Below are 20,306 nucleotides of genomic sequence, written 5' to 3'. Positions count from 1 at the left end.
CAATGTTGACGTCGTCAATTTTATCTTGACGAACTAAAGCACAGCATCTATTTTAGATATTGCTATTGTCAACATTCAATTGAACTTATGACAATCTTCGTTGCAGGTCTCCTGGTTTTCCTCGGTATCCATTCCGTCTCCATCGTCGCGCCACTCTGGCGGGATGCGCAAGCCGCGCGCATGGGCAAGAACGGATGGAGAGCACTGTATTCACTGGTGTCGATCGTCACTCTGGTCGCGATGATCTACGGTTACGGCATCGCGCGGCAGACACCGGTCGTGGTCTACGCGCCGCCGCTACCGCTGCGGCACCTCACATTGCTGCTCATGTTGCCGGTATTTCCGCTGCTGGTCGCGGCTTATCTGCCGGGTCGTATCAAGCGCCTGACCCGACATCCGATGCTGCTCGCCGTTATCTTGTGGGCGGTGGCGCATTTGCTCGCCAACGGTACGCTGAACGATCTGCTGCTGTTCGGCGCGTTCCTCCTCTGGGCAGTGGCGGACCTGATCTCGGTTAGCCGGCGCGCCAACGTCCGCCCGGTGCCGGGCGCGCCGCCTTCGGCCATGAACGATGTAATCGTTGTCGTCGTGGGGTTGGGGCTGTACGCGTTCATGCTGCTGTGGGCCCATGCACGCGTGGTGGGAGTGTCTCCGCTCGGCTGATCTGGATTTGCGCTCACAGATCAATAACGATATCCCCACCCGGCTGCGCGCAACAGATAAGAACGTTCCCTTGCGCAGGCATGTCGAGTGGCTCTGGACCATAGCTGACCGTCCCCGAAACCAGTCCGCTTTCGCAGTTATGACACACCCCGGTTCGACACGACCATCGAACCGGTACGTCACACGTTTCGGCCAGATCCAGGATGCTCGGATGCACCGCCGCATTCCAGTGCGCTGCAATACCACTGCGCGCGAATGAAACGAGTGGCCCGGTGTCGGCATCGTCTTCCGGCAGGTGTGGCGCACGCATCGGAGCGCCGACGATTCCAGGTGTCATCGCCTGACCGCCGCCGAAGTTTTCAGCGTGAACCCGCTCCGGTGCGACGCCCAGACCGGCGAGCATCACTTTCATGTCCGCCATGAAACGCGACGGGCCGCAGAGGTAAAAATTCGCGTCTCGCGGCACACCTGCCTCGTCAAGAGCCTGCCGCGACAGATGCCCGGTCGCATCGAAAGCCGTCCCAACGCGCTCTCTCGATTCCGGCTGGCTGTAGCAGATATAGCTGCGCGCATGCGCCAGTGCATGCACAAGACCGCGGGCTTCATCGGCGAATGCGTGGTGCTGTCCATCGTGAGCGCCGTGGAGCCACCAAACCTGCCGCGTCGAGCCCTCTGCGGCCAGCGCGTGCAGCATGGCAAGGACAGGCGTCACGCCTATTCCAGCGCTGAGCAGCACCAGCGCACCGTCTCCCCGCTGCAGGACAAAACTGCCGCGCGGCGCGCTGACATCGAGTGCATCGCCCACATGAAGCTGCGTTCGCAGGTAGGTTCCCGCTGCCCCATTCGGCTCGATCTTGACGCTGATCCGATAGCGTTCCGTCGATGCAGCGCCCGAAAGCGAGTAGCTGCGAAAGAGTGGCGGCCCGTCGTCGGGTCGAGGCAGACGCAACACCACGTACTGGCCCGGCAGTGCCGATTGCAGCAACTGACCGCTCGTGCTCCGCAACGTCAGCGAGAGGACATCGGCGGACGCCGGTTCAATCGCCGTCACCGTGAGCGGTCGAAATCCTGGCGCGACCGGATGCACAGCGACGGCAGGCGCAAGTCCTGCGTTCCCGCTAGCACCACCCGTCGTCTGGTCCCGCAGCAACGCCTCGAACGACCCGCGCCACCCGGGCGAAAGGGCATCGATACGCAACGCCTGCTCCAACCGATCGCGCGGATGATGGGGCGAATACAGAAGCGCGTTGATCTCGGCGACGCTCATGCGCTCTGTTGCCTCACCGACTTTTATGATGTCATCGCCAGCGCCGACGGCACCCTCCTGCAAGACACGGAGATAGAACCCAGGCCGTCCGCCGGAAGTCAACAACGCAGCCATGCGGGGCTCGTTCGTCCGGATGCCGACGCGGTAGCATGTGACCCGCGGTTGCGTCACTTCGAATAACGCGGTACCGATCCGATAGCGATCGCCGATGCACACCGCAGAGTCCGGCATGCCTTCGATCGTGAAGTTCTCGCCGAATTGGCCGTGGACAAAACCGGTGCGCTTCAGTTGCGCCTGCCAATGGCGATACGATTCGATCTGATAGACGAACACGGCCCGCTGCTCGCCCCCGTGTCCGCCCAGGTCACCCTGACCATCGCCGGTGAGGTTCAACCGGCCGGCCCAGCAACGCTCATGCACCGGCTCCTTCCAGATTGCAGTGTGGACCGTGCGGCCTTTCCAGTCGATGTCGCGCGGCAGTCCGACGTTCACCGATAACAGTCGAGCCATGCTTCCCTCCGTGGAAGTCAATTTACGTCAGGCCGCGCGCACTGCGTCGCGTAGCGCCATTAGCGACGTTGCGCGTCGATCTCCTTGCGCAACCGGCTTTCGGTCTCCTGAAGTTCAGGCGTAAACGCTTCGCCGAAATCCGCGGGTTCGAAGAAAGGCCGAATTTCGATTTCCGATTCGCTCGGCATCGGGTTCGGGCAGCGGCGAACCCATTCGATCGCTTCGTCCATCGACTGGACTTGCCAGAGCCAATACCCGGCGATCAGTTCTTTGGTTTCGGAAAAGGGACCGTCAATGACGGTCCGGTCCTTGCCCGAAAACTTGACGCGCACGCCCGCCGAACTCGGTTTCAGTCCATCGCCACTTTGCATGATGCCCGCTTTGACGAGTTCTTCGTTGTATCGGGTCATCGCTTCGATAAGTTCCATGCTCGGCATCTGACCTGCTTCGGATTCGGCGGTCGCCTTGACCATGACCATCACGCGCATTTCGTTTCTCCTGTGCAAAAAGTGATTCACTGATTATCTCGAGAAGACTTGCGAGGTCTTCAGCACAACGACGAGTGAGCGCGCCCAAATTCGACAGCCAATTGCACCGGCGCTTAAAAAACATCGTATTCAACCGCGAGCGCGGCCGCGCACACGACGGCGGCGATGGTCGCGGTCCGGTCGAGTTCCGTTGCAACGCAAAGCGCGTAGACCACGAGCGGCATGACAGCCAGCTTGAGCGCCGTCAGCAGCGCATAAAGACCCAGGCGTTCGCGCAGTTCGGTGAGTGTCAGATCGAGTCCAATGGCGAACAGCGCGCATGGCGTCAAGGCTTCGCCAAGCATCGTGAGAATCGACGCAACCGGCCTGGGCAGCGGCGAACCGAGGATCGACCAAAGCAGCCCGAAAATGGTCGCAAGGATGACGGGGTTGGTGGCGACCTGCCGCACCAGCGGCGCGGTAGATAGCCGGAGGCGCCGGCAAGCCATCCCGTCAGGATGATCTCAAAGATCGGAAGGATGGTGCCGGCGAGATGCATGGTGACCTCTCGTAGCGTGGATCGGGATCGGGATCGGGATCGAACCGCATCCTGTTCACGACCTTGTTTTCCGCCGGCGCTAGGCCCCTAAGCGTGATTCGGCAATCCGCTTCAGATCATCGGGCGTTGATGCAGATTTAGCCAACTGCTCAAGCAAGGCTGCGGCTCTCTTTTCGTCTTTCGGTCCACCATCGCCAAGATCCAGGCTCATCGCGAGGTTGAGTATCGACCGGGGCAGTCCTCGCGAGGCCAACGCCTCGAGGAGATGACGCGCCACTTCGGGTTCCCGGTTTCGGTTGCCGCTTAGCAATTCATCAGTAATCGATTCCGCAAACCTCAGCGAGCTATCGTTTTCGGTCCTGCGTATACCGGTCGTGAGCGCATGTTCGAAGTGGCCAACGGACTGGTTCGCGGCGTGAGCCAACGTGGTTAGCGCTTCCTGGAAACTTAGTTCTTCCTTTGAACCGGCAAACGGCGTGTCGGTTGAGTCGCCGCCCTCTTTTTGCGGATTCGCGGCCGATGGTTGCCACCAATGAACCAAGTCGTCCGCGGCTTCACCTTGAAGATCAACGTGCGATGCGACCAATTGCGATGCCTGATAGACGCGTCTCTCGGTCAGGGCCGTGCTGTCGCACGCCTCGTCGAGCGCAGACGCTGCCTTGCTGCCCAGCTCGCTGTGAAGCTCGGTCCAGTCTTTATAGCCGAAGACTTCGGAGGTCACCTGTCGCGCCTGGGATTCCTTCAGCGATAGGCGGTATTTGAGCCGATCAACGGCCCGCGTCGGGATGGACGCGTTCTGGAAGTAAATGCGCATGACTTCGGTCCAGGTTTCTGTGCAAACGAGCCTCCACAGCCGGCACGGAATCAAAATGGACTGCGAAGCGGCGCAGGGGAAGTAGTACTCCGGCGAAAAAGATACCGCCGGTGCCTCACGCAGTCAATCCCATCGCGGGATTTGCGTCTGGCCCCGGCGACGCGAAGGCCGGTTGTTTGCGTTTTTATGCAACTGCTTATGCCGGGCTCTTCGATAAGACACATGCATCAAAATGGAGCGTGGAATAAATTTGGCGCCTCTATGATCGTGGCTTCAATCAAAAAGGGGAGTCACCGTGGGAGAAAACCATCGCAGGACACTGATCAGGTCGACCGCCGCGCTCGGTCGGGCCCATCTTCTTGGCCTTGGAAGCCTGAGCGTCTTGGCAGCATCCGCAACATCAGGCAAGCACATCAAGCCCGGCAGTCAGTCTGCGTTGATCGTTGTGGACGTGCAAAATTGTTTCATCGATGGCGGAACGTTGCCGGTGAAAGGCGGCGCCGAGGTCGTGCCGCTCATCAACGAGTTGGCCGGCAAGTTCGAGAACATTGTCATCACGCAGGACTGGCACACGGTGGGACACGCGTCGTTCGCCAGTTCCCATCCCGGCAAGAAGCCGTTCGAGACAGCGCAGTTGTCATACGGCACGCAGGTCTTGTGGCCGGACCATTGCATCCAGGGCACAGACGACGCCGCGCTCGACAAGGACCTCAAGCTGCCGACTGCGCAAGTGGTCATACGCAAGGGTTTTCACAAGGACATGGATAGCTATTCCGCGTTCGAGGAAGCCGATCACAAGACAGAAACCGGCCTCGCGGGATACCTGAAGCAGCGGCGTATTAACACCGTGTTCGTGACCGGACTGGCGACTGATTTCTGCGTTGCATGGACAGCAATGGATGCCCGCAAGGCGGGGTTCCAGGCTTATGTGATCGAGGATGCAACGCGTCCGATCGATCTCAACGGCTCGCTTGCGGCCGCGCGCAAAAACATGGATCGCGTGGGCGTAAAGCGGATCCAGTCACAAGATATCTTGTCGACGTGAGCGGATATTGCGCGCGTGTCTGGACCCCTGACGCGCGGAGCATGTGTCCTCCGGCGTTTGGCTGTTTCTTTTCAAGTACGCAGCGGTCTCAAACCCGCGCGAACCTCCTCTGCGAATAGTTGCGGTTGCTCCCACGCGGCGAAGTGCCCGCCTCTATCGACCCGGTTGTAGTAGATGAGAGTGTGATACGCACGCTCTGTCCAGCTCCGCGGAGCCTGATAGTTCTCACGAGGAAACACGCTCACGGCCGCCGGGACTGATACATCGGCTGCGGCCAGAAAGTTGAAGTGAGACTCCCAATAAAAGCGCGCTGCGGAGATTCCTGTATTCGTCAACCAGTAGAGCGTGATGTCGTCGAGCACGTCGTCTCTCGTCAACTCGCCCGCGGACTCTCCATTAACGGGGTGCCCGAATACGGCCGAGGTCAGTGCGGCCGCAGGCTGAACATATCCGTCGCCGTGATCGAGCAGCCAGCTCGCCAGCGCAATGGGCGAGTCCGACAATCCGTAGAGCGTTTGAGGGCGTGTGCCCATCTCCAACGCATAGGCGCGTCGTTTCTTGGCGGCGCTGCTCAGCTGCTCGTAGGCGTGCTTTTCGTCATCCGACAGACCGGGCGGCGGCGGGTCTCCCGCTTGAAGCGCCTTTACAATTTCGGGCGGAACGGTCGCGGGAAAATTAACGTGAATGCCTAGCAATTCCGGTGGCGCCTGCTTAGCCATCACGTTCGCGACAATACCGCCCAGATCGCCGCCTTGCGCCGCGAATTTGGTGTATCCAAGGCGCGTCATTAACACGACCCAAGCACGTGCAGTGCGCTCCGGACCCCAACCGGTCGTGGCCGGTTTGCCGGAAAAACCATAGCCCGGCAAAGATGGAATGACCAGGTGAAAAGCGTCCGATGCACTCGCACCATGCGCCGTTGGATTGGTCAGCGGATCGATAATCTTGAACTGTTCGATGACCGAGCCGGGCCACCCATGCGTGACGATGAGCGGCATCGCATTCTCATGTTTCGAGCGAACATGAATGAAATGAATATCCAGCCCATCGATCTCCGTCACGAACTGCGGCAAGGCGTTCAGTTTCGCCTCGCACTTGCGCCAGTCGTAGTCGGTCGACCAATGACGCGCGAGCTCCTGGATCATCGCGAGCGGCACGCCTTGCGAGTCATCGGTGACTGTTTCCCGTTCGGGCCATCGCGTTGCTTTTATACGTCTTTGCAGATCGATGAGTTGCGCTTCCAACACGTGCACACGAAGCGGACGAATCGCCGTCTTGTCGCCGCTCGTCGATTGTGCAACTTCAGTAATCGTTTGATTAGTTTCCGCGAAAGCGAACTGATTTAATGAGCCCGCAGCCATAGTCGCCGCGGCCACACTAACAAAACGACGGCGAGACGGCGATGGCGGAAGAACGTTATTTAACATAAAACCTCCGTGTGACGATGAAGCGGAATTCCAATCAATGGCACAGTAAGCGCTAAGGACATCGTGCGACGAATCACGAGTTTTCCGCCAGCAAGGACTTGATCTTCGCCTCGGTCTGTTCGTAGTCACCCTCGCCAAAGTGCGTGTAGACCACGTGCCCTTTCTTGTCGACCAGATAGAACGCGGGCCAATACTGGTTGTTGTAGGCGTTCCACGTTGCATAGCGGTTGTCTTGCGCGACCGGATACGTAACGCCAAGCCGCTTGATGGCGGTCTTGACGTTGTCCGTGTTGCGCTCGAATGGATACTCGGGCGTGTGCACGCCGACAACCACCAAGCCCTGATCCTTATATTTCTGATTCCATGCCTTCACATAAGGCAGCACATTGATACAGTTGATACAGGTATAGGTCCAGAAATCGACCAGTACCACCTTGCCGCGCAGCTGCTGCATGGTCAGCGGATCGCTATTGAGCCATTTATCGATACCGGTGAATTCCGGAGCGCTATTGGCGCTGCCAAGCGGACTTCCAGCGCCACTTGCGGCAGCACTGGCCGCGGGAGTCGCAACGAGACTTGTGATGGCCAGCGCGCCGGTTGCAACGGCTGCGGCGAAGAGGGTGACGGTAGCGGCGGTTTTGATTCGGGAGAGCATGACAGTCCTTCGAGTGGTGAGCATGGCTGTATTTGAACGCCCGCTCGTATCTGGCTTGTGTCGCCAACGCCGCCCGGTGCAATGTTTTGTGTCAGGGAAGCGCCCGGATACATTGAGATACAAAGCGTCGCGCGTAGTGGGCTATAAAGCAGCCATGCCTAATGCGGAGAACGCCATGAGTACCGAAGTGCTGAACGGAACCTGTCATTGCGGAAGCGTGAAATTCGAAGTCCGTACCGCCCTCACCCCTGCGACGCGTTGCAACTGCAGCCTGTGCCGGCGCAAGGGCGCGCTGATGACGCCGACGTTCGCGGCCGGCGACCTGAAGATCCTGAGCGGCGAGGATTCGCTGACGCTGTATCAGTTCAATACGCGCGCGGCTAAGCACTACTTCTGCAAGCACTGCGGAATTTATCCGTTCCATCAAACGCGCAAAGATCCGCAGCATTGGCGCGCGAACATCGGTTGCCTTCAAGGTATTGACCCGTATACGCTGGAGGCCGGCGTAGCCAATGGCGCGAGCCTCTCCGTCGTGGAGGATGCATGAGACGGCTAATGGCAATTCTCGCCTTCCTGGCGGGCGGACTCGCAACAGAAATGGCGCACCCCGTGCAGTGTCTGCTGGTCAATGTGAACCGGGTGCGCGTTTATCGTCGGAAGGATTGATTCATCGATGGAAAACACCGACCACGTATTGATCGTCGACGACGATCGCGGTATCCGCGAACTGCTTGCCACTTATCTCGAGAAGAACGGCATGCGCGTGTCGCTCGCTGCAAACGGCCGCCAGATGCGTGCAGTCCTGGAGCTGGGTGCGCCCGACCTGATCGTGCTTGACCTCATGATGCCCGGCGAAGACGGCCTCGTGCTGTGCCGCGAATTACGCGCAGGCAAGTTTCGCTCGGTGCCGGTATTGATGCTGACCGCTCGCAGCGAGGAAGCGGATCGCATCGTCGGGCTGGAAATGGGCGCCGACGATTACCTGTCCAAGCCGTTTGCAGTGCGCGAACTGTTGGCGCGTATCCGCTCCGTGTTGCGCCGCGCCCGCATGTTGCCGCCCGGCATGCAGGTGACGGAATCCGCGCCAATGATCAGCTTTGGCGCCTGGCGGCTCGACACCACAGGGCGCCATCTGCTCGACGCTGAAGGCACCATGGTCGCGCTCAGCGGCGCGGAGTACCGATTGCTGCGCGTGTTCCTCGATCATCCACAGCGCGTACTCACACGGGATCAGTTGCTCAACCTGACCCAGGGCCGCCAGGCCGATGCGTTTGACCGCTCGATCGATCTGCTGGTCAGCCGCTTGCGGCAGCGCTTGCAGGACACCGCGCGCGAGCCTCGTTACATCAAGACGCTGCGCAGTGAAGGTTATGTATTTTCGGCGGCGGTGAACATGATCGAAGGCAACCCATGAAGCTCAATGCATTGCTGCATTGGCCGCGCACGCTGTTCGCGAGGCTTGCCCTGATCCTCTTTGTCGGCCTTGCGCTGGTACAAACGCTGTCGGTGTGGCTCACCATGACAGAACGCGACCAGACCATGAATAACGTGATGATGGGTTACATCGAACGCGAGGTCACCAGCTCCGTCGCGCTTCTGGATCATCTGCCCGCTGACGAACGCGCCGCGTGGCTGCCAAGACTGGCGCGGCGCACCTACACCTTTGTTCTGGGGCCCGGCGTCACCGGCGCGCCGCCGGACGCGAATCTGTCCGCGCGGGTGGCTCAATCGATTGCAGACGGCATCGGAAAACGTTATCCGCTCACGGCCAATGCGGTCCCGGGTGACCCTGAGCGCTTGCAGGTTCATCTGCAACTGAGCGACGGCACGCCGCTGACAATCGATTACCGCCCTATGCCGGGCGCACCGCTGTCGCCGTGGTTATCGTGGCTGCTGGTCCTGCAATTAGTAGTGCTGGCCGCGTGCTGCTGGCTGGCGGTACGGCTGGCTACGCGCCCCTTGAGCCAGTTGGCGAGCGCGGCCGATACGTTAGGCCCGGACCTGAAGGCGGAGCGGCTGCCGGAAGACGGACCGGACGAAGTCGCGCGTGCGGCCCGGGCTTTCAATGCCATGCAGGACCGCATCAAGTCGTACATGACTGAACGCCTGCAGATCCTCGCGGCGATTTCGCACGACCTGCAAACGCCGATTACCCGAATGCGTCTGCGCCTCGACGTGATGGATGAAAGCAACGAGGGAATAAAGCTGCAGCAGGACCTTCATGAAATGGAAACGATGGTCAAGGAAGGCGTGACGTACGCACGCACCATGCACGGCGCCAGCGAAGCGCCGCTGCGTATCGATCCCGATGCGCTGCTCGACAGCCTCGTGCTCGACTATATCGATGCCGGCAAGGACGTCTCGCTGCATGGACACATTGCCACTCCACTGGTGACGCGCCCTCAGGCACTGAGACGGATCGTGGGCAATCTCGTCGATAACGCGCTGAAGTTCGGCGGAGCGGCAGAGATCAAGGTTGCTGCCTTGCAAGGCGGAGAGGTGACGGTCTCAGTGTTTGATCGCGGGCCGGGTATTCCGGCTGAGGCACTGGAAGCGGTATTTGAACCTTTCTACCGGGTGGAAGAGTCACGCAACCGCGGAACCGGTGGTACCGGACTCGGCCTCGCGATCGCGCGGCAACTTGCTCTGGCGATGAACGCAGCGCTGTCGCTGCATAACCGGCCCGACGGCGGCCTGGAAGCCAGGCTGTTGTTGAAATCCGCCAAATAGATTCGGATAACTCAGTGATTACGGGGCATGTCCGTCTTTGTATCTCAATGTATCTACACCGTCATTGAATACATAAGGTTTCACTGGCCCTCTTCGCAGACACAAGCCAGATACATCCACGGGTTCTAATGATTCCAGGCCAGACAGCCTGGCTTCGTTAAGCGAGACGACAGATACATCGCGCTTGGCGTAGCAACTACTCAAGGAGAATCAAGAATGCCGGACCCAATTAATACCCGACGTCGCCGCCTGCTCGGGACAACAGTTGCAGGACTCAGTTTGATGGAGTTGGGACTAAGCGGACTCGCCAAGGCGCAGTCCAACGCACCCGCTGCCGGCACGCAAGCTGCCACGCGTGTTGCTTCGTTCGACACTATTCGCCAGGTCAACGCCGGCGCGCTAAACATTGGCTATGCCGAAGCGGGCTCGCAGAATAAACCGGTCGTGATCCTGTTGCACGGCTGGCCCTACGATATCTACAGTTTCGCCGAAGTCACGCCGTTGCTCGTAGCCGCTGGGTATCGCGTGATCGTGCCGTATCTGCGCGGTTATGGCTCAACACGGTTTCTCTCCGCAGATACACCTCGCAACGGCCAGCAAGCCGTGGTTGCTGTCGACATCATTGCGTTAATGGACGCGTTGAAGATCGACAAGGCAATCTTCGGCGGCTTTGATTGGGGCGCGCGCACGGTGAATATTATTGCGGCGCTGTGGCCGCAGCGATGCGAAGCGATGGTGTCAGTAAGCGGTTATCTGATCGGCAGCCAGGAGGCGAACCGGACGCCGTTGCCGCCTAAGGCCGAGTTTGCCTGGTGGTACCAGTTTTATTTCGCTACGGACCGCGGTCAAGCGGGGTATGCCGCGAACCGTCACGATTTCAACAAGCTGATCTGGCATACCGCGTCGCCTAAATGGAATTTCGACGATGCAACGTTCGAGCGCTCGGCTGAATCGTTCAACAACCCGGACCACGTCGCGGTGGTGATTCACAATTACCGCTGGCGCCTGGCGCTGGTCAAGGGCGAGCCGCAATACGACGAGCTCGAAAAGCGTCTGGCGATGGCGCCGGCTATTTCTGTCCCGACCATCACCATGGAAGGCGACGCCAACGCCGCACCGCATCCCGATCCGGCCGCCTACGCGAAGAAGTTCACTGGCAAATATCAGCATCGGAACATCGACGGCGGCATAGGCCATAACCTGCCGCAGGAAGCGCCGAAAGCATTTGCCGATGCAGTCATTGATGTTGCGCGGCTTTGACCGGGCGAGTTAGTAACGGCATGGGTGACTGACCAGCCACCCATGCCGGTACCCTCAGCTCCCCCTCAACGATCCGCGAGTTTCCCCGATACAGTCCGCACCAGCAACGCGCCGAGCACAAGACACGCGGCCACGAAATACAGGCCCATGCGATTGTCGTGCGTTGTCACGTTAAGCCACCCTACTGCATAGGGCGAGACAAAGCCGGCGAGGTTCCCAACGCAGTTGATGCCAGCAATGCCGACGGCCACTGAAGTCCCGGCAAGGAACGACGACGGAATGCTCCAGAACAACGACAGCGCCGACAATATGCCCGCAGCCGCCACGCTCAGCCAGATCACCGCGAGTGTTGGATGGTGACCTACATAACCGCTCGCAGCGAATCCGATTGCGCCGATCACAGCCAGCACTGAAAAATGCATCCGGCGTGAGCGGAAGCGGTCCGAGCTCATGCCAGTAAGCACGATCGCGGGAATGGCGACAAGGTAAGGAATCGCCGACAACCAGCCGATCGTCGATACATCACTTAAGCCGGAGTCCTTGATAATCGATGGCAGCCAGAAGCTGATGCCGTACAAGCCGATGATCTGGCAGAAGTAGACCGCGCAGAGTTTCCATATGTGCCGATCGGCAAGGATAGCGCCGAGGTTATGGTGCGTTGTCTTCTCTGAATCTTCCCGGTCGATTTCTCCTGTGACTAACGCCTTCTCGTCATCCGTCAACCACTTCGCCTGCGTGGGGCGATCGACCATCAGGGCCAACACGGCAATACCGCAAAGCAGCGCCGGAAGCGCTTCGATCAGGAACAGCCACTGCCATCCCGCCATGACGGTCGAATGACTGAAGCTGCTAAGCACCCAGCCTGATAATGGACCACCGACTACGCCTGACAACGGAATCGCAATGTAGTACACGCCAAGCGCGAAGCCCCGCTTTCTCGCAGGAAACCAATAGGTCAGGTACAACATGATCCCCGGCGAGAAGCCAGCTTCCGCCACGCCCAGAAAAAAACGGGCGGTGTAGAACTGCACCGGGGTTTTCACAAACAGCGTCAACGCGGAAATAATCGCCCACGTGATCATGATCCGGGCAATCCAGATGCGCGCGCCGACCCGATGCAGGATCAGGTTGCTGGGCACCTCGAAAATAAAATAGCCGATGAAGAAGATGCCCGCACCGAGGCCATAGACCGCGTCGCTCATGTGCAGGTCGTTCAGCATCTGCAACTTGGCAAAACCGACGTTCACCCGGTCGAGATAACCGCACAAATAACACAGCACGATAAACGGCATGATGCGCCAGCTGATCTTGCGGTAGACGTCGGTACGCGCCGCCGGCGCCACCAATAGGGTTTCGCTGATATGGCTCATGTCTCCTCCGTCGTCCTTTGCCGGACGTTATAGAGTGCGGCCGGGCGGACGCCCGGCCATCGATCAGGGATGCTTATGATGCACTTGCGGCTCGTTCACGATGCGAGTTTTTCGGCAGCCACCTCTACACCAAGTTCCTTGCGGAACATCGCCTCCATCTCGAGACGCACACGCACGGCTTCCTTGGTGGCGTCGAAGGCCACGTCGGTCCAGCGGACCGGTTGCCCGGCCGCCACCGGACGTTGCAACACCATGTTGTGCGCGAGGCCAATGGGCAGCGCGCCGTGCAGCAGGGAGTCCACTGCTGGCATCAGCTTGCCGTAGACGGTGTGACCGCCTTCGCCGTCCAGCCGCTCGCCTGCACGCAGATCGCGCTTCGCTGTAGCCGCAACGTCGCCGTGGAACCCCGTGGTCGCGCCCGTGGCCTCGCCACGCACCGCAATGCTCGCAATCGATACCCCGAGTTCGAGGCCGATCAGGTGATACGGCTTGTACATGGCCGCGAAACGTCCGCTCTTGTCAGTCTTCAGGCCGTATTGCGCGAAGCAGTCGCGGACGTAATCGGAGGGCGCTTCAAAAACGGCGTAGACGCCCCAGCGCAAGTCGCGAAACACGGGACGACCATCGCGTTCAAGCGACGACACCACTTCCACGCTGCCGCGATGCGGCAGGATTCCGCCCTCGGAGGCCGGGCGCAGCAACTCAGGCAAGTCGTCGACGCCACAGGCGGGAAACGCCAGGCCGTCGGGCGGCGGACGCAGGTCGCATGCGTTCGATACCGCCGCCATTTCCAACGCGGACTTCGTGCCGTCGAGGAAGGAGTTGAACATCTGCGCGTTGAAGTCGCCGGAACCAACCTGCTCTTCCGTGAAGCCGTAATAACTCCAGACGGTGTCCGGCGTCGACTGGTGATAGACCGGCAAATACTTGGTGCCCTTGCCTGCACAGATGACGTCGAAACCGATCGTGCGCGCCCAGTCCACCAGTTCCGCAATCAACGCGGGCTGATCGCCTGAAGCCATCGAATAGATGATGCCCGCCTCCGCCGCGCGCCGTGCAAGTAGCGGACCGGCAAGCACGTCAGCTTCGACGTTGACCATCACGATGTGTTTCTTGTACTTGCAGCACAGCAACGCGTGGTGGATGCCTGCTGCGGGGCTGCCTGTTGCATCGATGACGATATCGACGTGGTCGCTGGCGATCATCGCGTCGGCGTCGTCAGTGATAAAGGTCGAGCCGCTGCGCAAAGCTTCTGCCCACGAACTCGCCGAATAACGCGCTTCTTCCCAGCCGACACGCTGCATCGCGCTGCGTGCCCGCGCCGGCGAGATATCCGCGATGCCGACGAGATGAATGCCCGGCGTGCGCGGCGCCTGCGACAGATACATGGATCCGAATTTGCCCGCGCCGATCAGTCCTACTCTGACGGGACGTCCTGCCTGGGCACGAGCTTCGAGTTTCGCGATAAGCGACATGCTGTCTCCTTTACTTTATTCATAGGGTTGAATCTCGGTCCGTTGTCGTTGGCTTGATCGGGATCGAACCGCGCCTTCATCGGGGAAGGACATGAAGCCAAAGATAGCAGCCAATTTTTTGCAATAGAATGGGCAATTCCACAACCGCGCTGTGCAAAAATTCCCATGCGAAGATTTGACTGGGATTCCCTGCAAGCCTTCCTCGCCGTCGCTCGCGCGGGACGTCTCACTGTCGCAGCGCAGCAAATGGGCGTAGACCATTCGACGCTTAGCCGGCGCGTTGCTGCGCTTGAAGCAAGCATTGGCGTGCAGCTATTCGAGCGGCGTTCAGTCGGCTTTTTGCTGACGCCCGAAGGGGAACGCTTGATGACCGATGCGGAGGCAATGGAGAGCCTCGCTCTGCGCATCAACGCGCGTTTGGGCGATCCATCAGTTGGATTGACGGGGACGGTAAGGGTTGGTACGCCTGAGGGATTCGGCACCTATTTTCTTGCGCCGAGAATTGCGAAGCTGACCGCCATGCATCCCGACCTGGAGATAGAACTGGTCGCCAATCCGCGCATGTTCAGCTTGTCCAAGCGCGAAGCCGATATTGCAGTCAGCATGACGCGCCCTAGTCAGGGGCGGGTTTACGCCCACAAGCTCAATGATTATTCGCTTGGGGTTTATGCGTCGCCCCGATACCTCGACACGCATGCGCCCATCACCACGTTTGAGGATATCTTCGATCATCCGTGGATTGGCTACGTCGAAGATTTGATGTGGAGTGCGGAGCTCGATTACTTGTCGCAGATCTCCACGTCGCTGACGCCGTCCGTGCGTATTTCGAATGTGATTAGTCAGGCCGCGGCAGTGGGCGGCGGCGCGGGGATTGGTGTGTTGCCGTGCTTTATTGCGCGCACGGATCGTACTCTCGTGCGTCTTCTCCCCGATGAAATTTCGCTCAGCCGTTCCTACTGGCTCGTTACGCATGCGGACTCGCACGATGTAGCGCGGGTCAAGCTCATTGCGGATTTCATTCGCGCCGAATGCAGTGCGTCAGGGTTGTTCTGGGTGTGAAAGCTCCTGCGCGCTCTAACGCTGACGTGCTTGCGATTAACCATACGTCGTGGGGTTCAAGCTGCATGCAAGACCTTGCCAATCGACATCGACATTCCCTCCGCGCCTCGGGTAGGATCCGTGCCGGCAAGTTGATGGCCTATTAGATCGTAAAAATATTAATATATCGGCTACCGGAACCGGTTGGCGATCAGCCATGTCCAGGCGGACCGCCAACGCCCAACGGCGTCACCCTATGGTTCGCGTAGTCAGCTTCGGAGTCGATGAGCAGCGGCCGAGAAGCGGGTTAGACCATCATCGCTGCTTCGACCTTCCGCACTCAGACTATGACCGATGAAGTTTCCGTTTTACCATCACCTTCAGCGTCCAGCCGTCTTTCGCTCAATGACGTTCCCGTTGGAGAGCCGCTAGCATGGTCTATCGTTAGTGCAGATGGTGCTCTGTTAATCGAAGCCGGCTCCACATTACCAAGTCAGGCCGCGCGAACATTCCTGTTCGAAAACTTCGAGCCCTCCAAGTTCGAAGAGGCGTCCGGAGACGGCGTGAATAATTCGGCGCATACCGCCCACGCTGATGCCGATGCGCCCGAGAATGAGTCTGCCGAACATCTAACACTCGACACTATCGGCTTGAAAATCGGTGCGCGCCTGGGCTTGCGAGCGGCCCCCGGGTCCGCCATGTATTCGAGCCGCGTCATTGGTTTCTCCACGCCCGGAGCGCGCCACGCACGCGCAGTTTTCATCACCCAACCCGTGATCTCAGGGCATCAGCCGCTGGACCTCGCACGTGGTGAGAAAGTCGAACTGGTCGCGCTGACAACGCGGTCGGTGTTCCAGTTCGCCTGCACCGTTGAGGCCGTGTGCCATGAACCGTTTCACTATCTGGTGTTGTCGGAGCCTGGCGTTATCCGCCGCTTGCGGGCACGCAAGTTCATACGCGTGACCACGCACATGCCGGCGCATTTTTTCAACGCGGACAGCGGCGAGGGCACGCCTCAACTTGGCCTGATTCGCGATATCAGTCCTTTCGGCATGTCGTTGGCCGTCGCCGAGCCGAACGCGAAGCTCGACGACCGGCTCCATTTGTCGTTTCGTTTCAACACGGACGACACCGACGTCAACATTGATTGCGACGCGATAGTGCGGCATGTCCAGGGAGTCGATGCAAAAGGCAAAAACGGTGCCTACGGACTGGAATTCGAGAAGCTTGAACCGTCGCAGCGCATTGCGTTGAAGTCGCTCATGGCGGAACAGATCTGATTCGGACTTGTTAAGGGGCCGGGAGCCGTCCGCGACGTCAAGGCCTGTTTGACCACGGTGTTTTTCGTCGGGGCACAATAGAATCTTCCAGCGAATCCAGGGCATGTTGCCCCATCTATGGTTCGCCTGCTGAAAGCTTCTTCCGCGAGGCCGACCACATGACCGCATCTCCCGCGCTCGTCCTGTTCGACATGGAAGGCGTCCTGTCCCACTACGACCGCGCCGCCCGGGTCGAGCATTTATCGGCCGTGTCAGGTCAGTCGCCCGACGCCGTGCGTCACGCTATCTGGGGGTCCGGGCTGGAAGCGCGCGCCGACGCCGGAGAGATCAGCGACGACGAGTACTTAAGCGAATTAAGCAACCTGCTGGGCTGCCCCATTCATCGCGACGACTGGCTGGCGGCCCGGCATGCATCGATCACGCCTTACACCGAAGTGCTTGCACTCGCCGCACAAGTGGCCGGCCGTTGCCAGATTGCGGTGCTGACAAACAATTGCCGCCTGGTCACGGATCATATTGGTTATCTGAATCCTCCCGTCGCGCAACTCTTCGGGCCGCACGTGTATGCGTCCGCTTCGTTCGGTGCAGCGAAGCCGGCGGCGCAAACTTATCTTCGATGTCTCGAACAGCTTGGCGTGCTAGCGGACGAAACGCTTTTCATCGACGACACAGACACCAACGTCGCCGGTGCGATCAACGCCGGTTTGCATGGATACAAATTTGTCAGCGTCGATGCATTGGCAGAAGAACTCAAGCGTTGGCAATTGCTTTAGCGCGCGTTGCAGGACCCCGATTTCTTACGATGCAACAGCGCGAAGCTCACGACCATCGCAACACGCCATCGCGAACGTATTGTGCGAATGCCCGCGCCGCCGGTCCGGTGTTGGACGGCAAATGCAGGCTGATTGCAAAGTTCGGCAATGCCGGCATGCCGGTATCTGTATCGAGGATATCCATGTCGGCTGGAACCGTGGACGCCAGCCATGCAGTGATTGCCAGGTCGCTTCTCACCGTCGCCGTGGTCGCCTCGATGTTGCCACTCTCGAACACGCTCCGCCATTCGAGATTCTTCTCGCGGAGCGCTTGTAAAACGACCGGCCTGAACGCGCAGGATTCCGCCACAATCGAAACGGGCAACGGCCGCTTCAGATGCGCCATGCCCCCTCTTGCACCTACCCAGACGAGCCGTTCGACACGCAGGCATTCGCCCGCCGCTTCGCCCGTGGCCGCCTCTATGACCGCGAGGTCGAGCGAACCGCTCGCCAGCGCTTTGGAGAGGTCGGGCGACGTCGTGCACATCAGCGATATCTCCACGTAAGGGCAGGCTTCCGCGAACGCCTTGAAGATGGGCGGGAAGCACGTTCCCACGAGGTCATACGGCACGCCGATGCGTAGCGGCCCCTGTAACGGACGCGTCGCCATATCCGCCCAGATCTCGTCGTTCATCCCGAGAAGGCGTTTGGCCTTGCCCAGAAAACGTTCGCCGATCCGGGTCAGTTCAAGCCGGCGTCCCTCGCGCTCGAACAGACTGCAATCGAACGATTCCTCCAGCCGCTTGATCTGCTGGCTTACTGCGCCTTGCGTCAGATGCAGGCTGTTCGCGGCCACCGTCATGCTGCCGTGGTCCGCCACGGCGACGAAGGTCCGCAGGAGATTGATGTCGAGATTCTGGGTCATGGACATATTATGTATCGTAATGCGTTGCATCAATAAGTATCGATTTTCTAATGCGACCGCGCGGAATACAGTGCCATTCAGCTAAGCAATTCGGGAATGGCATGACAACACAAACGCTCGGTTTTATCGGGCTCGGCGCGATGGGCGAAGCGATGGCGCTAAACCTCGCGAAAGCCGGTACGCCGCTCGTGATCTGGAACCGTACGCTGGCGAAGACCAGGTCCTTGGTCGATGCCGGCGCGCAGCTTGCGCACGATGCGGCTGAGGTGTTTGCGCGCGCCCCGACCGTCATCCTGATGCTGGTCGATGGCGCCGCTATTGACGCGGTCCTCGACCGTGGCGGCCCCAGCTTCGCATCTCGTGTACACGGCCGCACGATCGTCCACATGGGCACGACCTCCCCGGCGTATTCGCGTGGTTTGGAAGCCGAAATCCGCTCGGCTAGCGGGCGCTACGTCGAGGCGCCCGTCTCAGGATCGCGCAAGCCTGCCGAGGCGGGCCAGCTCGTTGCCATGCTGGCGGGCGATGCGGATGCCGTAGAAGCCGTCCGCCCGTTGCTCGCCCCGATGTGCCGCGAGACCATGGTGTGCGGGCCGGTTCCGAACGCCCTGCTGATGAAGTTAGCGATCAATTTGTTCCTGATCGCACTCGTCACGGGGCTGGCCGAAGCCGTGCATTTCGCCCAGCGCAACGCGCTCGACCTCAGCCAGTTCCTGGCCGTGCTGAACGCCGGGCCCATGGCGAGTGATGTATCGCGTGTGAAGGCGCCGAAACTTATCGAGCGGGATTTTTCGGTGCAAGCGGCGATCTCCAACGTACTGGAAAACAACCGCTTGATTGCCGAGGCGGCGCGTGAAAACGGCATCGCCTCACCGCTGCTGGACGTCTGCCACGCGCTCTATGGCGAGGCACTTGGCCTTGGCTTGGGGGATGTGGACATGGCCGCTGTGCTCAAGGCAATTGAAGCGCGCAGCGTCCTCCAGCGATGATCGGATTTTTCCTGCTCAGCCTCCCGGTCTTTGGTGTCATTGGGGTAGGATGGGCGGCCACGCGCGCGCATCTTTTGGCCTCGGGTGCGCTCGATGCGCTCAACGTCTTCTCGTTTCGTTTTGCGCTTCCAGCGCTTGTTTTGCGGCTTATCGCGGGCCAGCCATTGCGACAATCGTTCAATCCCGGCTTCTATGCGGGATACCTTGCATCGGGTGTGGTCGTCTTTGTGCTGGTGCTGGGGGTGTCGCGTTTGATCGCTGCGTCGAGTGTTGCCGCGGCAGGGGCGCACGCGACTACGGCTACGGTGAGCAACCTGGGTTTTCTTGGGCCGCCATTGATGCTCGCTTTCTTTGGCGAGCGCGGAGCGGGTCCGTTGGCCATGGCGATATTGGCGGAGATCATGGTGCTTTTGTCTATCGGCGGCGTGCTGATGGGGGCGAATGGCGATGTCAGGCGCGGCATCGGTTCGCAGATTCTTAGAGGCACCGTGTTCAATCCGGTGGTTGGGGCCATTGTGTTGGGCGCTTTGCTGGCAAGCACGGGGCTCGCACTGCCCGGGCCCGTTGCACGCTTCCTGGCGTTTCTTGGTGGTGCTGCGGGTCCGACGGCGCTCTTTGCACTGGGCGGCGCGCTCGCTTTGCAGCGTCTTGATCGAGGTACCGCTGTTGCTGCATGTCTGATAAGTTTCGTGAAACTTGTTTTGTATCCGGTGTTGGCTTGGTTTGTTCTTAGCCGTGTGATGATGCTGGAATCGTTCTGGGTGCAGGCTGGCGTTCTGATTGCGTGCTTGCCGTCGGCGGGGAATATTTATGTGCTCGCACAGCGGTATGATGCCGATTCGAATCGGGTTTCTGCGTCGATTTTGCTGTCGACTTTTGTCAGTGTTGTGACGTTTCCTTGTGCCGCTTGGTTTGTTCTGCGCTAAGAGGTTTTCGTTCGCATTGGGGGTAAGGTTGGATTGGTGGGATCTGCGTTAGCGGTCTGGTTCATTGCCGGGTTGCACGGGTTCTGCGTTAGCGGTCTGGTTCATCGCCGGGTTGCTGCTTTCCAGGTCTTAGCGGGTTTAGTGCTAGCTGATT

20 protein-coding genes are annotated in these 20,306 nt (G+C 59.7%); 11 read left to right on the top strand and 9 right to left on the bottom strand.

All coding sequences use genetic code 11. The features are described 5' to 3' along the window. The first annotated feature begins 87 nt into the window (after positions 1-87). Complete coding sequence (locus tag ACSQ83_RS32440; protein ID WP_414949773.1) at positions 88-663, top strand: NnrU family protein; 576 nt, start codon at positions 88-90, stop codon at positions 661-663. Positions 664-676: 13 nt separating this feature from the next. On the opposite strand, the gene ACSQ83_RS32435 is transcribed toward ACSQ83_RS32440, so the two are convergent. The 4 genes from ACSQ83_RS32435 to ACSQ83_RS32420 form a co-directional block, all read right to left on the bottom strand. After that, a complete protein-coding gene (locus ACSQ83_RS32435) occupies positions 677-2,440 on the bottom strand; it encodes an MOSC domain-containing protein (RefSeq protein WP_436230937.1) in 1,764 nt (587 codons plus the stop codon). A gap of 59 nt (positions 2,441-2,499) precedes the next feature. Then, positions 2,500-2,928, bottom strand: a complete 429-nt coding sequence (locus tag ACSQ83_RS32430; RefSeq protein ID WP_414949770.1) for a YciI family protein — start codon at positions 2,926-2,928, stop codon at positions 2,500-2,502. A gap of 113 nt (positions 2,929-3,041) precedes the next feature. Continuing rightward, complete coding sequence (locus ACSQ83_RS32425) at positions 3,042-3,416, bottom strand: AEC family transporter (protein ID WP_436230936.1); 375 nt, start codon at positions 3,414-3,416, stop codon at positions 3,042-3,044. A gap of 129 nt (positions 3,417-3,545) precedes the next feature. Then, positions 3,546-4,280 (bottom strand): hypothetical protein, encoded by a 735-nt coding sequence (locus tag ACSQ83_RS32420; protein WP_414968753.1) that lies wholly within the window; start codon positions 4,278-4,280, stop codon positions 3,546-3,548. 295 nt (positions 4,281-4,575) lie between these two features. Between ACSQ83_RS32420 and ACSQ83_RS32415 the strand changes: the two genes are divergently transcribed. After that, complete coding sequence (locus ACSQ83_RS32415; RefSeq protein WP_436230935.1) at positions 4,576-5,325, top strand: nicotinamidase; 750 nt, start codon at positions 4,576-4,578, stop codon at positions 5,323-5,325. A gap of 71 nt (positions 5,326-5,396) precedes the next feature. Here ACSQ83_RS32415 and ACSQ83_RS32410 read toward each other — a convergent pair whose 3' ends face one another. Next, positions 5,397-6,752, bottom strand: a complete 1,356-nt coding sequence (locus ACSQ83_RS32410; RefSeq protein WP_436230934.1) for an epoxide hydrolase family protein — start codon at positions 6,750-6,752, stop codon at positions 5,397-5,399. 73 nt (positions 6,753-6,825) lie between these two features. Beyond that, the gene (locus ACSQ83_RS32405) at positions 6,826-7,407 is read right to left on the bottom strand and encodes a thioredoxin family protein (RefSeq protein ID WP_436230933.1); all 582 of its coding nucleotides are present in this window, start codon (positions 7,405-7,407) and stop codon (positions 6,826-6,828) included. Between the two features lie 175 nt (positions 7,408-7,582). On the opposite strand from ACSQ83_RS32405, the gene ACSQ83_RS32400 reads away from it, so the two are divergent. The 4 genes from ACSQ83_RS32400 to ACSQ83_RS32385 all read left to right on the top strand — a co-directional run bounded on the left by ACSQ83_RS32400 (position 7,583) and on the right by ACSQ83_RS32385 (position 11,397). Beyond that, on the top strand, positions 7,583-7,954 hold the full coding sequence (locus tag ACSQ83_RS32400; protein ID WP_436230932.1) for a GFA family protein: 372 nt from the start codon (positions 7,583-7,585) through the stop codon (positions 7,952-7,954). A gap of 126 nt (positions 7,955-8,080) precedes the next feature. Then, the gene (locus ACSQ83_RS32395) at positions 8,081-8,821 is read left to right on the top strand and encodes a response regulator (protein WP_414968748.1); all 741 of its coding nucleotides are present in this window, start codon (positions 8,081-8,083) and stop codon (positions 8,819-8,821) included. Continuing rightward, a complete protein-coding gene (locus ACSQ83_RS32390; RefSeq protein WP_436230931.1) occupies positions 8,818-10,137 on the top strand; it encodes an ATP-binding protein in 1,320 nt (439 codons plus the stop codon). Before ACSQ83_RS32395 ends, ACSQ83_RS32390 begins: the two co-directional genes overlap by 4 nt. Positions 10,138-10,353: 216 nt before the next feature. Continuing rightward, positions 10,354-11,397 carry an alpha/beta fold hydrolase gene (locus ACSQ83_RS32385; protein WP_436230930.1) on the top strand — a complete coding sequence of 348 codons (1,044 nt, stop codon included), beginning with the start codon at positions 10,354-10,356 and terminating at the stop codon, positions 11,395-11,397. A 65-nt stretch (positions 11,398-11,462) separates the two neighbouring features. On the opposite strand, the gene ACSQ83_RS32380 is transcribed toward ACSQ83_RS32385, so the two are convergent. Both ACSQ83_RS32380 and ACSQ83_RS32375 read right to left on the bottom strand, forming a co-directional pair. Beyond that, positions 11,463-12,767: an MFS transporter gene (locus ACSQ83_RS32380; protein WP_414949756.1), complete on the bottom strand. Its 1,305-nt coding sequence runs from the start codon at positions 12,765-12,767 to the stop codon at positions 11,463-11,465. Between the two features lie 95 nt (positions 12,768-12,862). Next, positions 12,863-14,242: an NAD(P)H-dependent oxidoreductase gene (locus ACSQ83_RS32375; RefSeq protein ID WP_436230929.1), complete on the bottom strand. Its 1,380-nt coding sequence runs from the start codon at positions 14,240-14,242 to the stop codon at positions 12,863-12,865. A gap of 165 nt (positions 14,243-14,407) precedes the next feature. On the opposite strand from ACSQ83_RS32375, the gene ACSQ83_RS32370 reads away from it, so the two are divergent. The 3 genes from ACSQ83_RS32370 to ACSQ83_RS32360 all read left to right on the top strand — a co-directional run bounded on the left by ACSQ83_RS32370 (position 14,408) and on the right by ACSQ83_RS32360 (position 17,333). After that, on the top strand, positions 14,408-15,301 hold the full coding sequence (locus tag ACSQ83_RS32370; RefSeq protein WP_414949754.1) for a LysR family transcriptional regulator: 894 nt from the start codon (positions 14,408-14,410) through the stop codon (positions 15,299-15,301). A gap of 542 nt (positions 15,302-15,843) precedes the next feature. Continuing rightward, complete coding sequence (locus ACSQ83_RS32365; protein ID WP_436230928.1) at positions 15,844-16,560, top strand: flagellar brake protein; 717 nt, start codon at positions 15,844-15,846, stop codon at positions 16,558-16,560. A 158-nt stretch (positions 16,561-16,718) separates the two neighbouring features. Next, positions 16,719-17,333, top strand: coding sequence for an HAD family hydrolase (locus ACSQ83_RS32360; RefSeq protein WP_436230927.1), 615 nt, complete (start codon positions 16,719-16,721; stop codon positions 17,331-17,333). A gap of 46 nt (positions 17,334-17,379) precedes the next feature. Here ACSQ83_RS32360 and ACSQ83_RS32355 read toward each other — a convergent pair whose 3' ends face one another. Continuing rightward, a complete protein-coding gene (locus ACSQ83_RS32355; protein ID WP_414949965.1) occupies positions 17,380-18,237 on the bottom strand; it encodes a LysR family transcriptional regulator in 858 nt (285 codons plus the stop codon). Between the two features lie 50 nt (positions 18,238-18,287). On the opposite strand from ACSQ83_RS32355, the gene ACSQ83_RS32350 reads away from it, so the two are divergent. Together ACSQ83_RS32350 and ACSQ83_RS32345 are read left to right on the top strand one after the other, a co-directional pair. Continuing rightward, positions 18,288-19,226 (top strand): NAD(P)-dependent oxidoreductase, encoded by a 939-nt coding sequence (locus ACSQ83_RS32350; RefSeq protein ID WP_436230926.1) that lies wholly within the window; start codon positions 18,288-18,290, stop codon positions 19,224-19,226. After that, the gene (locus ACSQ83_RS32345) at positions 19,223-20,152 is read left to right on the top strand and encodes an AEC family transporter (RefSeq protein WP_414968741.1); all 930 of its coding nucleotides are present in this window, start codon (positions 19,223-19,225) and stop codon (positions 20,150-20,152) included. The genes ACSQ83_RS32350 and ACSQ83_RS32345 overlap by 4 nt, the downstream gene beginning before the upstream one ends. Positions 20,153-20,306 lie beyond the last annotated feature (154 nt).

Origin of the sequence: Caballeronia sp. LjRoot29, assembly GCF_964252755.1 — a bacterium.
Classification (GTDB): Bacteria; Pseudomonadota; Gammaproteobacteria; order Burkholderiales; family Burkholderiaceae; genus Caballeronia.
Note: the sequence above shows the minus strand (reverse complement) of the source record. Positions and strands in the feature narration are given on the sequence as shown.